The 12,734-nt window shown below is 70.2% G+C and carries 12 protein-coding genes; 8 read left to right on the top strand and 4 right to left on the bottom strand.

The genetic code is table 11. The features are described 5' to 3' along the window. Positions 1 to 257: 257 nt before the first annotated feature. Positions 258 to 1,202, top strand: coding sequence for a ribose-phosphate diphosphokinase (locus tag OHS16_RS26510; protein ID WP_328539763.1), 945 nt, complete (start codon positions 258 to 260; stop codon positions 1,200 to 1,202). A 78-nt stretch (positions 1,203 to 1,280) separates the two neighbouring features. On the opposite strand, the gene OHS16_RS26505 is transcribed toward OHS16_RS26510, so the two are convergent. The 3 genes from OHS16_RS26505 to OHS16_RS26495 form a co-directional block, all read right to left on the bottom strand. Further along, positions 1,281 to 2,252 carry an aldo/keto reductase gene (locus OHS16_RS26505; RefSeq protein WP_328539762.1) on the bottom strand — a complete coding sequence of 324 codons (972 nt, stop codon included), beginning with the start codon at positions 2,250 to 2,252 and terminating at the stop codon, positions 1,281 to 1,283. Positions 2,253 to 2,365: 113 nt separating this feature from the next. Further along, positions 2,366 to 3,793 (bottom strand): argininosuccinate lyase, encoded by a 1,428-nt coding sequence (gene argH, locus OHS16_RS26500; RefSeq protein ID WP_328539761.1) that lies wholly within the window; start codon positions 3,791 to 3,793, stop codon positions 2,366 to 2,368. A 93-nt stretch (positions 3,794 to 3,886) separates the two neighbouring features. Further along, positions 3,887 to 5,083 (bottom strand): argininosuccinate synthase, encoded by a 1,197-nt coding sequence (locus OHS16_RS26495; RefSeq protein ID WP_328539760.1) that lies wholly within the window; start codon positions 5,081 to 5,083, stop codon positions 3,887 to 3,889. Between the two features lie 187 nt (positions 5,084 to 5,270). On the opposite strand from OHS16_RS26495, the gene OHS16_RS26490 reads away from it, so the two are divergent. The 7 genes from OHS16_RS26490 (at position 5,271) to OHS16_RS26460 (ending at position 12,170) form a co-directional block, all read left to right on the top strand. Further along, positions 5,271 to 5,915, top strand: a complete 645-nt coding sequence (locus OHS16_RS26490) for a pyridoxamine 5'-phosphate oxidase family protein (protein WP_328539759.1) — start codon at positions 5,271 to 5,273, stop codon at positions 5,913 to 5,915. A gap of 221 nt (positions 5,916 to 6,136) precedes the next feature. Then, complete coding sequence (locus OHS16_RS26485) at positions 6,137 to 6,859, top strand: GntR family transcriptional regulator (protein WP_328539758.1); 723 nt, start codon at positions 6,137 to 6,139, stop codon at positions 6,857 to 6,859. Next, a complete protein-coding gene (locus OHS16_RS26480) occupies positions 6,856 to 7,854 on the top strand; it encodes an ADP-ribosylglycohydrolase family protein (protein ID WP_328539757.1) in 999 nt (332 codons plus the stop codon). The genes OHS16_RS26485 and OHS16_RS26480 overlap by 4 nt, the downstream gene beginning before the upstream one ends. Before the next feature lie 51 nt (positions 7,855 to 7,905). Beyond that, the gene (locus tag OHS16_RS26475; protein ID WP_328539756.1) at positions 7,906 to 9,369 is read left to right on the top strand and encodes a purine-cytosine permease family protein; all 1,464 of its coding nucleotides are present in this window, start codon (positions 7,906 to 7,908) and stop codon (positions 9,367 to 9,369) included. Continuing rightward, positions 9,366 to 10,331: a PfkB family carbohydrate kinase gene (locus tag OHS16_RS26470; protein WP_328539755.1), complete on the top strand. Its 966-nt coding sequence runs from the start codon at positions 9,366 to 9,368 to the stop codon at positions 10,329 to 10,331. Before OHS16_RS26475 ends, OHS16_RS26470 begins: the two co-directional genes overlap by 4 nt. Before the next feature lie 57 nt (positions 10,332 to 10,388). After that, positions 10,389 to 11,405, top strand: coding sequence for a bile acid:sodium symporter family protein (locus tag OHS16_RS26465; RefSeq protein ID WP_328539754.1), 1,017 nt, complete (start codon positions 10,389 to 10,391; stop codon positions 11,403 to 11,405). Between the two features lie 63 nt (positions 11,406 to 11,468). Beyond that, positions 11,469 to 12,170 (top strand): L,D-transpeptidase family protein, encoded by a 702-nt coding sequence (locus OHS16_RS26460; RefSeq protein ID WP_328539753.1) that lies wholly within the window; start codon positions 11,469 to 11,471, stop codon positions 12,168 to 12,170. Between the two features lie 25 nt (positions 12,171 to 12,195). Here OHS16_RS26460 and OHS16_RS26455 read toward each other — a convergent pair whose 3' ends face one another. Then, positions 12,196 to 12,732, bottom strand: a complete 537-nt coding sequence (locus OHS16_RS26455) for an arginine repressor (RefSeq protein WP_328539752.1) — start codon at positions 12,730 to 12,732, stop codon at positions 12,196 to 12,198. Between the last annotated feature and the right edge of the window lie 2 nt (positions 12,733 to 12,734).

The following is a 12,734-nucleotide window of genomic DNA, read 5'->3' as shown; positions in this document are numbered from 1 at the left end:
CGCCCCGGCCGTCCTCGGATCCGGGTCCTGCCGGGCCTGTACGGGTTGGCTCCGGACGGGTGCAGCCGTTCGTGTGAGGCGGCGGGGTCCGGCCGGTGCGCTGCTGCCGCCCGGTGAACTGCCCTTCTGTGAACTCCGGGACGGGAACGGGAGGGGCGCTCCCGCTAGGCTGAGTACGCAACGCCGGTTCGGCGCGGTTCCCCGGACCGGTTCCTGGACGCGATGCCCGCGCAGTACTCAGCAGCGAGGAGCGGTTCGTGCGAGATATCGCTGTATTCAGCGGTAGCGCCCATCCCGAACTGGCCGCAGAGGTCAGCTCGCACCTGGGAGTCCCCCTGAGCCCGGTGCGGGTCAACCGGTTCGCCAACGACTGCCTGGAGGTCCAGCTCCAGGCCAACTGCCGGGAACGCGACGTGTTCCTGATCCAGCCGCTGGTCGCACCGGTTCAGGAGAACCTCGTCGAGCTGCTGCTGATGTGCGACGCGGCACGGGGCGCGTCGGCGGGCCGTATCACCGTGGTGATGCCGCACTACGCCTACGCCCGTTCGGACAAGAAGGACGCCCCGCGTATCTCCCTGGGCGGCCGGCTGGTGGCCGACCTGCTGGTGAACTCCGGCGCGGGCCGGGTGCTCGCCCTGACCCTCCACTCACCGCAGGTGCACGGGTTCTTCTCCTGCCCTGTCGATCATCTGCACGCGCTGCGGGAGCTCGCCGCCCACTTCCGCACCTACGATCTGTCCCGCACCACGGTCGTCTCTCCGGACCTCGGCAACGCCAAGGAGGCTGCGGCCTTTGCCAGGCTCCTCGGTGTGCAGGTCGCGGCCGGGGCCAAGCAGCGCTTCGCCGACGACCGGGTGGCCATCAGCGCCGTCATCGGCGAGGTCGCCGACCGTGATGTGATCGTCCTGGACGACGAGATCGCCAAGGGCAGCACGATGCTCGAACTCCTGGACCGGCTGCGCGAATTGGGGGCGCGTTCGGTCAGGGTGGCCTGCACCCATGGGCTGTTCGCCGCGGGAGCTCTCAAGCGGCTGGCGGATCAGAGCGACGTGCTGGAGATCGTCTGCACGAACACGGTGCCGATACCGGCCGGTGACCGCCCGGACAAGCTGACGGTGCTCTCGATCGCTCCGGCCCTGGCCGAGGCCGTGCGGCGCATCCACAACGGCGAGTCGGTCAGCGCCCTGTTCGATCCTTCCTGAACCGGCACCGGGCGCCGGACACTGCCCGGGGAGCCTGCGCTGTGCGGCGACCGGCACCGCGCAGGCGGGGCGGGCCGCTCAGCTCCAGGGCAGCTTGGCACGCTGCTGCCAGTACGCGGCGGGCTCCTCCCCCAGTTCGCCCAGACGGTCCAGCTGTTCCTGGCCCAGGTCGACCACCGCGGCATGCAGATTGGCCGACAGCTGGGCCGTGGTAGCGGCTCCGGAGAGGACAACACCCGCCCAGGGACGGCAGAGGACGGCCGCCAGAGCGACCGCGTCGGGGGTCGCGCCGGTTTCCTCGGCGATGTCGCGCAGCGGGGCCGGCGCCGCTGGTCCGGCCAGTCGGCCGTTCGCCACCGCTTCCTTGACGATCACGGTCAGGCCCGCTTCATGGGCCTCCTCCAGGGCATCGCCCGCCGCCGTGTCCAGCAGGTTGTAGGTGCTCTGGACGGTGCCGAAGAGGGGGCTGCCGTCGACCGTGACGTCGAGGGCCGCCCGAATGGTGTCCGCCTGATCGGGACCGCTCGTGGAGAAGCCGATGGTCACACCACCGGCGGCCAGCTCGGCGAGCCGGGCGTGCAGTGCGGTGTCGGTGAGGGCGGGACTCCCGGCGGTCAGGGAGTGGATCTGATAGAGATCGAGCCGCTCCCCCAGCAGCATCCCGGTCTCGGTGCGCTGGCGTTCGAAGGTCGCCACGCCGTGGTCCTTGACCTCGTGGACCTCCGCGTCGGTACGCCAGTCCGCGGTGTACGTGTAGCCCCACTTGCTGCCGATGACCACGTCCTGGACCGCGGGGCGGGCACGCAGCCAGTCGGAGAGGAACGCTTCGGCGCGTCCGTAGGACCGTGCGGCATCGAAGTAGCGCACTCCCTGCGCGTAAGCGGCGTCGAGCAGCTCATGGGTCCGTTCGAGGAGCATCTCGGGGGTGCGCTCGGCAGGCAGGTCCCGGTCACGTCCCAGGTTGATGTATCCGGGCCTGCCGACGGCCGCCAGGCCGAGTCCGATGTGGGCCGTCGGGGTGGTCGCTGCCTTGAGGCGGGCGAAGGGCATGGGCGGGGCTCCCTGCGCGGATCGGTGGGATTGCGGTCTCCTTCACCTCTACCCACGATCACCGGCAACAGCTCCCGGCACCCCGGGTGAGGTGCCGGACGCCACAGGAACAGCTACTTCTTCGCCGACGCCCAGGCGTGCTGGATGACCAGGTTGGCCTTGACCTCCACGAGCTGCACGGCGACCGCGGACGGTGCGGTACCGCCACGGCCGGTGCGGGCGGCCAGAGCGCCGGGGACGTTCAGGACCGTACGCACCTCGGGGGTGAGATGGCCGGAGATCTTCGCGAACTGCTCGTCGCTGAGCTGGTCGAGTTCGATCCCCTGCTGCTCGCACTCCTTGACGCACGCGCCGGCCACCTCGTGCGCGACCCGGAACGGCACGCCCTGCCTGACCAGCCACTCGGCGATGTCGGTGGCGAGTGAGAAGCCCGCAGGGGCGAGCTCCTCCATACGCTCCCGGTGGACGGTCAGGGTGGCCATCATCCCGGTGAACGCCGGGAGCAGGACCTCCAGCTGGTCACAGGAGTCGAAAACCGGCTCCTTGTCCTCCTGCAGATCACGGTTGTATGCGAGCGGGAGGGCCTTGAGGGTGGCCATCAGCCCCGTCAGGTTGCCGATCAGCCGGCCCGACTTGCCCCGCGCCAGTTCGGCGACATCCGGGTTCTTCTTCTGCGGCATGATCGACGAGCCGGTCGAGAAGGCGTCGTGCAGGGTCACGAAGGAGAACTCCTTCGTGTTCCAGATGATGACCTCCTCCGCGATCCGCGAGAGGTTGACGCCGATCATCGCGGTGATGAAGGCGAACTCCGCGACGAAGTCACGTGAAGCGGTGCCGTCCATGGAGTTGCCGGCCGAGCCGCGCTCGAAGCCGAGGTCCGCGGCGACCGCCTCGGGGTCCAGACCCAGCGAGGACCCGGCCAGCGCGCCCGATCCGTAGGGCGAGACCGCGGTCCGCTCGTCCCACTGGCGCAGCCGCTCCGCGTCCCGGGACAGGGCCTGCACATGAGCCAGCACATGGTGGGCGAAGAGCACCGGCTGGGCGTGCTGCAGGTGCGTACGACCGGGCATGGCGGCATCCGGGTGTGCGTCGGCGAGGCCGACCAGGGCGTCCTGGAAGTCGGCGATCAGGCCGCCGATGATGCGGGCGTGGTCCCGCAGGTACATCCGGAAGAGCGTCGCGATCTGGTCGTTGCGGGACCGGCCGGCCCGCAGCTTGCCGCCGAGCTCGGGGCCGACGCGCTCGAGCAGACCGCGTTCCAGTGCGGAGTGCACGTCCTCGTCGGCGACGGTCCCGGTGAAAGAACCGTCCGCCACATCCGCCTCGAGCCGGTCGAGACCGTTGTGCATCCGCGCCAGTTCGTCCTCGGTGAGCAGGCCTGCCCTGTGCAGGGCGCGGGCGTGCGCGCGGGATCCGGCGATGTCGTACGGCGCGAGCCGCCAGTCGAAGTGGACCGACGCGGAAAGATTCGCCAGCGCCTCGGCGGGGCCGTCGGCGAAACGACCGCCCCAGAGCCGGACATCACCGGTATTGCTGCTCACTGAGTACTCCTCAAGAGGGTGGATATACGCGACCGCCTCCCCGCCGCGGAGGATCGGGGAGGCGGTCGTCACGTGTCGGTGCCGGGGCGGGGATCAGGCCTTCAGGTCACGCCGCGCGGCGATCTTCGACGACAGGCCGAAGATCTCGATGAAGCCCTGCGCCTTGGACTGGTCGAAAGTATCGCCCGAGTCGTAGGTCGCCAGGTTGAAGTCGTACAGCGACTCGCTGGACTTCCGTCCGGTGACCACCGCGCGGCCACCCTGCAGGGTCATCCGGATGTCGCCCGTGACGTACTGGTTGGCCTCGTTGATGAAACCGTCCAGAGCCCGCTTGAGCGGCGAGAACCAGAGACCGTCGTAGACCATCTCGCCCCAGCGCTGCTCGACCTGCCGCTTGTAGCGGGCCAGTTCACGCTCGACGGTGACGTTCTCCAGCTCCTGGTGCGCGGTGATCAGCGCGATGGCGCCCGGCGCCTCGTAGATCTCCCGGGACTTGATGCCGACGAGCCGGTCCTCGACCATGTCGATCCGGCCGACGCCGTGGGCCCCTGCCCGCTCGTTGAGCTGCTGGATCGCCTGGAGGACAGTGACTTCCTTGCCGTCGATGGCGACCGGTGCGCCGGCCTCGAAGGAGATGACGACCTCGTCGGCCTCGCGCGGAACGGACGGGTTCTGCGTGTACTCGTAGACGTCCTCGATCGGTCCGTTCCAGATGTCCTCGAGAAGGCCCGTCTCGACGGCGCGCCCGAAGACGTTCTGGTCGATGGAGTACGGGGACTTCTTGGATGTCGCGATCGGCAGGCTCTTCGCCTCGCAGAAGGCGATCGCCTTGTCCCGGGTCATCGCGTAGTCACGGACCGGCGCGATGCACTTGAGGTCGGGGCCGAGCGCGGTGATACCGGCCTCGAAACGGACCTGGTCATTGCCCTTGCCGGTGCAGCCGTGAGCGACCGTGGTGGCGCCGTGCTTGTTGGCGGCGGCGACGAGGTGCTTGACGATCGCCGGCCTGGAGAGCGCCGAGACCAGCGGGTAGCGGTCCATGTACAGGGCGTTGGCCTTGATCGCCGGGAGGCAGTACTCGTCGGCGAACTCGTCCTTGGCGTCGGCCACCTCGGCCTCGACGGCACCGCAGGCGATGGCCCGCTTGCGGATGACGTCCAGGTCCTCGCCACCCTGGCCGACGTCCACGGCAACGGCGATGACCTCGGCGCCCGTCTCCTCGGCGATCCAGCCGATGGCGACGGAGGTGTCCAGGCCTCCCGAGTAGGCGAGTACGACGCGCTCGGTCACGGGTTTCTCCTTACGGTGCAATCACTGATAGGTATAACTATGCAATGCTCCGTATGTTTTGTCAAAGCTGCCGGTGAGGCGCGGCCCGGGCGGCGCGGCGGCAGACCCGTGAACCCTGAGACCCGAGGGCTGTCCCACCACTCGGAACGCACACCATCGAGTGAACCGCAGGACGATAATCACTCCCATGGGAAAGACGTACGAGCGCATCGACGGACGACTCAGAACCTTCATCGAAGAGCAGCACATCTTCTTCACGGCCACCGCGCCTCTCGACGGCGACGGCACGGTCAACCTCTCCCCCAAAGGCGTCAGCGGCTCCTTCGCGGTGATCGACGAGCGGACCGTGGCGTATCTGGACTTCGCCGGGAGCAATGCGGAAACCGTCGCGCACCTCAGGGAGAACGGCCGCATCACCCTGATGTGGTGCGCTTTCCAGGGACCCCCCACCATCGTGCGGATACACGGCCGCGGCCGGCCCGTCTTCCGTGACGACCCGCGCTTCGGCGAACTGATCCCGCACTTCCCCGGCGTCGACGCCACTCGGCACGGGCTTCGCGCGATCATCGTGGTGACGGCCGAGCTGATCAGGGACACCTGCGGTTACGCGGTTCCCTTCATGTCGTACGACGAGGACCGCGACCTGCACGCCAGGAGGTTCGAGCGCGAGGACGACACCTCGCTCAGCCAGTACTTCGAGAAGAAGGAATACATCGCCCGGAGCATCGACGGGCTGCCGGGGCTGCCGCTGCCGCTCCCCGCACTGAGCGGTGTACCGGGGCCGGCGGAGAACCCTGCCGGAGAGAACGGCACGGCCCCGGGGGAGCGATAGCGCAGGACAAACCGAAAGGGCCGGGGCTCCCCCGGTCCTTTCTCGCGCCCGCACACCCTCCCCCGGCCCGCCCGGGCCCTGCCCGCACGCCCTGCCCGGGCCCGCGCAGCCCTGCCCGCACGCCCTCCTCGAGCCCGCCCGGCCGCTCTCCGTCTCGGCCCCGGAAAAGAATCTGGCGGAACCCATGGACAGGAGCGATCCGCTCCGCTTAGCGTTCAGACATGCCTGGACAGGTTCACAAACATCATCGCGTCTCGCACATCCTCGCCGAGGAGATCCGCGCCGGAGTGCACGCCGACGGCACCAAACTGCCCGGCGAGCACACCCTGCGGGAACGTTTCGGGGTCAGCCGCACCACCGTGCGGCAGGCGCTGAACGCGCTCGGCGAGCAGGGGCTGATCGCCACCCACGCGGGGATCGGCTCCTTCGTCACGTTCGACGGGACGCCCCTGGACAACCGCCTGGGCTGGACCCAGGCGCTCGCCGACCAGGGAACCGTGCTCACCACCGAAGTGCTGCGGTTCGAAACGTTCACCGATCTGGCGCTGGCCGGTGAACTCGGCCTGGAGGCATCGGAGTTCATCGCCCTCGACCGGGTCAGACGACTCCCCGGCGGGCAGGGCATCTCACTGGAGCGCAGCCGGGTCCCGTCGGTCGGCCCGCTCGTCGGACTGCCCGAGCGGGGTCTCGGTGACGGTTCCCTCAACACGGCGCTCATCGCCGCCGGGCGCATCGCCGATTCGGGCGAGGCGCGGATCTCGGTCTCCGGCATCGGCGAAGCCGACGCCGCCACGCTGCGCCGCTCTCCCGGCGAACCGTTCCTCCGGCAGTCCCAGGTGTTCCGCGCCGCCGACGGCTCCGTCGTCGAGCAGGTCACCAGTCTTCTCGATCCGTCCCGGTTCCAGCTGCACGTCCGTACCACCGGCCGAGGAGGCCACGTATGACCGACCGCGACACGCTCGACCGGGCACTCGGCGCCTTCTACGGGCTCGCGCTCGGGGACGCCCTGGGCATGCCCACCCAGGTCATGTCACGCCAGGACGTGGTGCGTGTCTACGGACACGTCACCGGCTTCGAAGCCGCGCAGCCCGACAATCCGGTGAGCGCCGGGATGCCGGCCGGCTCGGTCACCGACGACACCGACCAGGCCGTCATCGTGGGCCGGTTGCTCGCCGAGGGCGGCGGGCACATCGACCCAATCCGCTTCGCCGGCGAACTGCTCGCCTGGGAGAAGGAGATGAGGGCCAAGGGTTCCTTCGATCTGCTGGGCCCCTCGACCAAGGCGGCTCTGGACGCGGTGGCGGGCGGCGCCGACATCAGGGAAGCGGGCAGATACGGCACCACCAACGGCGCAGCCATGCGGGTCACCCCGGTCGGTATCGCCTTCGCCGCCGGTCCGCAGTCCGTCCTGCTCGACCGCGTCGTCGAGTCCTGCCAGGTCACCCACGACACCACGGTGGGTATCGCCGGAGCGGCAGCCGTGGCGGCCGCGGTGAGCACAGGTGTCGGCGGAGGCACTCTGGACGAAGCCTTCGAAGCGGCGATCGCCGCCGCACGGGCCGGCTCCGAACGCGGCAACTGGATCGCCGGGGCAGATGTCTCCGCCCGGATCGGCTGGGCCCGCGAACTGGTGCGCGGCCTCGACGAAACGACGGCGCTGGACCGGGTCGTCGCGCTCATCGGCACCAGTGTCGCCACCCAGGAGTCCGTGCCCGCCGCCTTCGCCGTCCTCGCTCTGACCGGCGGCGACCCCTGGCGCAGCACCCTGCTCGCCGCCAACCTCGGCGGTGACAGCGACACCATCGGAGCAGTGGCGGGCGCGATCGCCGGCTCCGTGCACGGGCTCAGCGGGCTGCCGGCCGATGCCGTACGCACACTGCGCGCGGTCAATGGGCTCGATCTCGAGCCGCTGACGATCCGGCTGCTCTCCCTCCGCTGAACTCCCCCGATCCGTCCGTTCCACCCGAGCACTGCGTAAGGAGGTCCCGTCATGGCCGCTTCAGCGAAGAACGACCGCGTCGGCACCGTAGAGACCCGAGGGATCGAGCCGGTCCCCGACAGTGAGCGTCATGGCCACGCGGGCCAGATGTTCTGGACCTGGTTCGCCGCCAACATCTCCCTCCTCGGGCTGCCGCTCGGTGCGACGCTGGTCGCCTTCCGCGGCCTCGACATCTGGCAGGCGGTGCTGGTCGCCGTGCTCGGTTCGTTCGGTTCCTTCGCACTGGTCGGGGCGCTGAGCATCGCGGGGCAGAAGGGCGGCGCTCCGGCGCTCACCCTCTCCCGGGCGGTCTTCGGACAGCGCGGGAACGCCGGCCCCACGCTCATCACGTGGCTGAGCCGGGTCGGCTGGGAGACGATCACCACGACCACCGCCGCGTACGCCCTGCTCGCCCTGCTCGGCGTGGCCTTCGGGGTGGCACGCAACACCCCGCTCACCGTGGTCTGTCTCCTGGTGTTCATCGCGTGCACCCTGCTGATCAGCGGCCTCGGCCACGCCACCATCATGTGGATCAACAAATGGGCCACGGTCCTCTTCGGCGTACTGAACCTCGTCGTGATGGGTTTCCTCGTCGCGACAGTCGACTGGTCCGAGGTGCTGGCCGCCCCCGCCGGCCCCACCAGCGGGGTGATCGCCGGAATCGGCTTCATCGCCGCGGGAACCGGTATCGGCTGGGCCAACGCGGGCGCGGACTACGCGCGTTATCTTCCGCGCTCCGTCCCGGGCGGCCGGCTCATCTCCGCTTCCGCGTTCGGCGCCGGCATCCCGCTCGTGCTGCTGATCTCACTCGGTTCGCTGCTCACGGCGGGCGACCCGGCGCTCGCCACGGCTTCCGACCCGGTCGCCGCCATCAACGCCATGCTGCCGTCCTGGATGGCCGTCCCGTATCTGATCGCGGCCTTCGGCGGGCTGCTGATGTCCAACCACCTGTCCACCTACTCCGCGGGCCTGACCATGATCACGCTGGGGCTGAAGGTGCCGAGGGCCGCCGCGGTGCTGGTCGACGTCGTGCTGATGTTCCTCGGCGGCATCTACTTCATGCTGATCGCGGGGAACTTCTACGGCCCCTTCTCCACCTTCCTGACCCTGCTGGCCGTCCCCATCTCCGCCTGGATCGGAGTGATCGCCGTGGACACGCTGCGCGGCCGCACCTACGACGCCGCGAGCCTGATGAACACCGGCCGCACCAGCCGCTACTGGTACACCGGCGGCTTCCACCTGCCCGCCGTGCTCAGCTGGGTTGCCGCGATCGTGGCCGGACTGCTCTTCACACGTGCCGCGACGGGCACCGACGATGTGTGGTTCTCGGGCCCGCTGGCCGGCAGCTGGTTCGGCGCCAACGGCCTGGGCTGGGCCATCTCAATGGCGGTCGGCTCGGCCGGTTACGGGGTGTTCGGGCGCAACCGGCCGGTGACCGCCGTCACCACGCCCGCACTCGAGGAGGCCGTCCGATGAAGCCGCGACTGGTTCTCGCAGGAAACGTCATCGTCGATCTGGTGATCGAGGTCCCCGCGCTGCCCGAACGCGGCGGCGACGTCATCGGTACACGTACCGACCGGACCGCTGGCGGCGGCTTCAACACCCTGGTCGCGGCCCGCAGGCTCGGTACGGAGGCGGCGTACGCCGGCCTGCACGGCACGGGGCCGCACGGCGATCTCGTACGGGAGGCGCTGGCCGCCGAGGGGGTGCGGACGCTGCTGCCGGTGCGCGAGGACGGGGACACCGGATTCTGTGTCGCGCTGGTGGATTCCGGGGGTGAGCGCACGTTCGTCACGAGCTTCGGCGTCGACTCCCGGCTCACCGGGGCCGAACTGGACGCGGTGGCGGACCTGCTGACCGGCGACGACCTGGTACAGCTGTCGGGATACGGCCTGGTCATGCCGGTGAACGGTCCCCTGCTCTCCCGCTTCACCGCCCGGCTGCCGGCCGGGGTCACGGTCTGTTTCGACCCCGCGCCGCTGGTGGCCGGCATCCCCGCCGCGGTGCTCGACCCGGTACTCGCGCGCACCGACTGGCTCAGCTGCAATGCCCGCGAGGGACGGCTGATGACCGGCCACGAGAATCCGGCGCGGTCCGCGGCAGCCCTGCGGGAGCGGCTCTCGCCGGGCGCGGGTGTACTCGTGCGCGCGGACAAGGACGGCTGCTGGCTGGCTGCGCCGGGGACCGCGCCGGTCCATGTGCCCGGCTTCGCTGTGGAAGCGGTGGACAGCAATGGTGCGGGAGACGCCCATGTCGGTGCCTTTCTCGCCCTGCTGAGCCGGGGCCTCGATCCGCTCTCCGCGGCGCGCGGGGCCAACGCCGCCGCGGCGTACGCGGTCACCCGGCGCGGCCCCGCCACGGCGCCCGGCCTCGCTGAGCTGGTCGCCTTCCTGGGTGCCGATCCGCTCGCTCACCGGCTGGCCGCACTATCCGTGTAAGGACCACATAACGAGACGGTGTTGCGGCAGGGGGCGGCGCAGGCGTTCCATCGCGGCGTGCGAACCGAACAAGCTCCCCCTCAGCCCGCCGACACCACCGATCGCGCGGCACGCCGCGCGGTCACCGTGTTTCCCCTTCTCGTCCTCGCGGCGGGGGCGATCGGCCTGGCCTCGCCAGGCGCCTTCGCCGGCTGGGGAGTGTCCGTGCCGTACCTCCTCGGCGTGGTCATGTTCTGCATGGGCCTGACGATGACCGCGGTGGATTTCCGGGGGGTGGCGAAACGGCCCTGGGCCGTGGGGCTCGGCCTCGTGGCGCACTACGTGATCATGCCGGGTCTCGGCTGGCTGATCGCGCACGCCCTGGATCTGTCACCGCAGCTGGCTGCCGGGGTCATCCTGGTGGGCTGCGCACCGAGCGGTACGGCGTCCAACGTGGTCACCTATCTGGCGCGCGGGGACGTGGCGCTGTCGGTCTCGGTGGCCACGGTCTCCACCATCGTCGCCCCGCTGGTGACGCCTCCGCTGACACTGCTGCTCGCGGGCACCTATCTGCCGGTCGACGCGGGCTCGATGATGACCGACATCCTGAAGACCGTGCTGCTTCCGGTCCTCGCGGGACTGGCCGTGCGGTTCCTGGCCGGCCGGTACATAGACCGGCTTCTGGGCGCCCTGCCCTGGCTGTCCGCCGCCACGGTGGCCGTCATCGTCGCCGTGGTGGTGGGTGGCAGCGCCGAGACGATCAAGTCCGCGGCGGCGATGGTGCTCCTCGCCGTGGTCCTGCACAACGGTCTCGGACTGCTGCTCGGCTACGGCGCGGGCAAGGTGGCCCGGCTCGGCAGGCCGGGGAGCCGGGCGATGGCCTTCGAGGTGGGCATGCAGAACTCCGGCCTGGCCGCCTCTCTGGCCACCGCCCACTTCAGCCCGCTGGCCGCGCTGCCCGCCGCGATCTTCTCGGTCTGGCACAACATCTCGGGTGCGCTGGTCGCGGCCTCCATGGCCCATCGCTCCCGGAAGACCGAACCGCTCGGCGACCGTTCGGGTCAGCCGGCTCCGGACGGCTCACCCGCGGGGTAGGGCAGTGGCCCGTACGGAGCACATCCGGGGGCGCCACGCCGCGACGGTGCATACGGTGCTGGCATGCGCAGATCTATGCTGATCGGTTTTGCCCTGCTGGCCCTCACCGGCTCGGTCGCGGCACACCCCTACGAGGCTCCGCCTCTCCCGGAGACACTCGCCGACGCCGGCGACGGCACCCAGCTGCTCACCGCCGAGGCCGCCGACACCGGTTCCACCACGGGCACGCTGAGCTGGTGGAGCCTGCGGGCGGGCACCTGGGTGAAGTCGGGATCCGCCCCGGCCCGCTTCGGTGCCAACGGCCTCGCCGAGGGCCGGCAACGCAAGCAGGGCACCGACACCACACCCACCGGCCTGTACGAGCTGCCGTACGCCTTCGGAACCGACGCGGCTCCGGCCGGCACGCGCTACCCGTACCGGCGCGTCGACGACCGCTCCTGGTGGTGCGAGGACAACGACTCCACGAGCTACAACCGGTGGGTGGAGCCACTGCCCGCCGACTGCCGGGCGGCCGAGGCGGAGCATCTGGCCCGCTACCGGACGCAGTACGCCCGCGCGATGGTGATCGGCTTCAACTACGCCGATCCGGCGCGCGGGCGGGGCGCCGGAATATTCCTCCATGTCAACGGACGCGGCGCGACAGCCGGTTGTGTGTCCGTGCCGGCAGCCGCCATGGACCGCATCCTGGCCTGGGCCGATCCGGCCCGGCGCCCGCACATCGCGATCGGCACCCGCTGGGGCCCGACTGCGCTGACCCGGTACTGAGGCCGGCCGGAGGACCCGCGCGGGCTCAGCGAGGGTTCTGAGCCAGCCGCAGCAGATGGTCCGCGAGCGCCTGCCCGCCTGCTGGATCGCGGCTGATCAGCATGAGCGTGTCGTCACCCGCGATCGTGCCGAGGATGTCGTGCAGTTCGGCCTGGTCGATGGCCGACGCGAGGAACTGGGCAGCACCGGGTGGCGTTCGCAGTACGACCAGATTGGCCGAGGCCTCCGCTGAGATCAGAAGTTCCGCGGAGAGCCGGCGCATCCGTTCTTCCTTGGCCGATCCGCCGAGGGGCGCGTGCGGGGTGCGGTATCCGCCCTCGCTCGGCACCGCGTAGATCAGCTCCCCACCCGTGTTGCGGATCTTCACCGCTCCCAGCTCGTCGAGGTCCCGGGAAAGGGTCGCCTGAGTGACGCTCAGCCCGTCGTCGGCGAGCAGCTTCGCGAGCTGGCTCTGCGAGCGGACCGGACCGCGGTTGAGGATGTCCACGATCCGCCGGTGGCGGGCCGTACGGGTCTGCGGGACCGAAGGTCCGTTGTGCTCGGTTTCCTGCGCCTCGGTCATCG

This window comes from Streptomyces sp. NBC_00344 (assembly GCF_036088315.1).
Taxonomy (GTDB): domain Bacteria; phylum Actinomycetota; class Actinomycetes; order Streptomycetales; family Streptomycetaceae; genus Streptomyces.
Note: the sequence above shows the minus strand (reverse complement) of the source record. Positions and strands in the feature narration are given on the sequence as shown.

Excerpts from the sequence above, each read along its gene's own strand:
- OHS16_RS26505 (WP_328539762.1), bottom strand. The coding sequence starts at position 2,252 with ATGCCCTTCGCCCGCCTCAAGGCAGCGACCACCCCGACGGCCCACATC.
- OHS16_RS26490 (WP_328539759.1), top strand. The coding sequence starts at position 5,271 with ATGGGAAAGACGTACGAGCGCATCGACGGACGACTCAGAACCTTCATC.
- OHS16_RS26485 (WP_328539758.1), top strand. The coding sequence starts at position 6,137 with ATGCCTGGACAGGTTCACAAACATCATCGCGTCTCGCACATCCTCGCC.
- OHS16_RS26480 (WP_328539757.1), top strand. The coding sequence starts at position 6,856 with ATGACCGACCGCGACACGCTCGACCGGGCACTCGGCGCCTTCTACGGG.
- OHS16_RS26475 (WP_328539756.1), top strand. The coding sequence starts at position 7,906 with ATGGCCGCTTCAGCGAAGAACGACCGCGTCGGCACCGTAGAGACCCGA.
- OHS16_RS26470 (WP_328539755.1), top strand. The coding sequence starts at position 9,366 with ATGAAGCCGCGACTGGTTCTCGCAGGAAACGTCATCGTCGATCTGGTG.
- OHS16_RS26460 (WP_328539753.1), top strand. The coding sequence starts at position 11,469 with ATGCGCAGATCTATGCTGATCGGTTTTGCCCTGCTGGCCCTCACCGGC.
- OHS16_RS26455 (WP_328539752.1), bottom strand. The coding sequence starts at position 12,732 with ATGACCGAGGCGCAGGAAACCGAGCACAACGGACCTTCGGTCCCGCAG.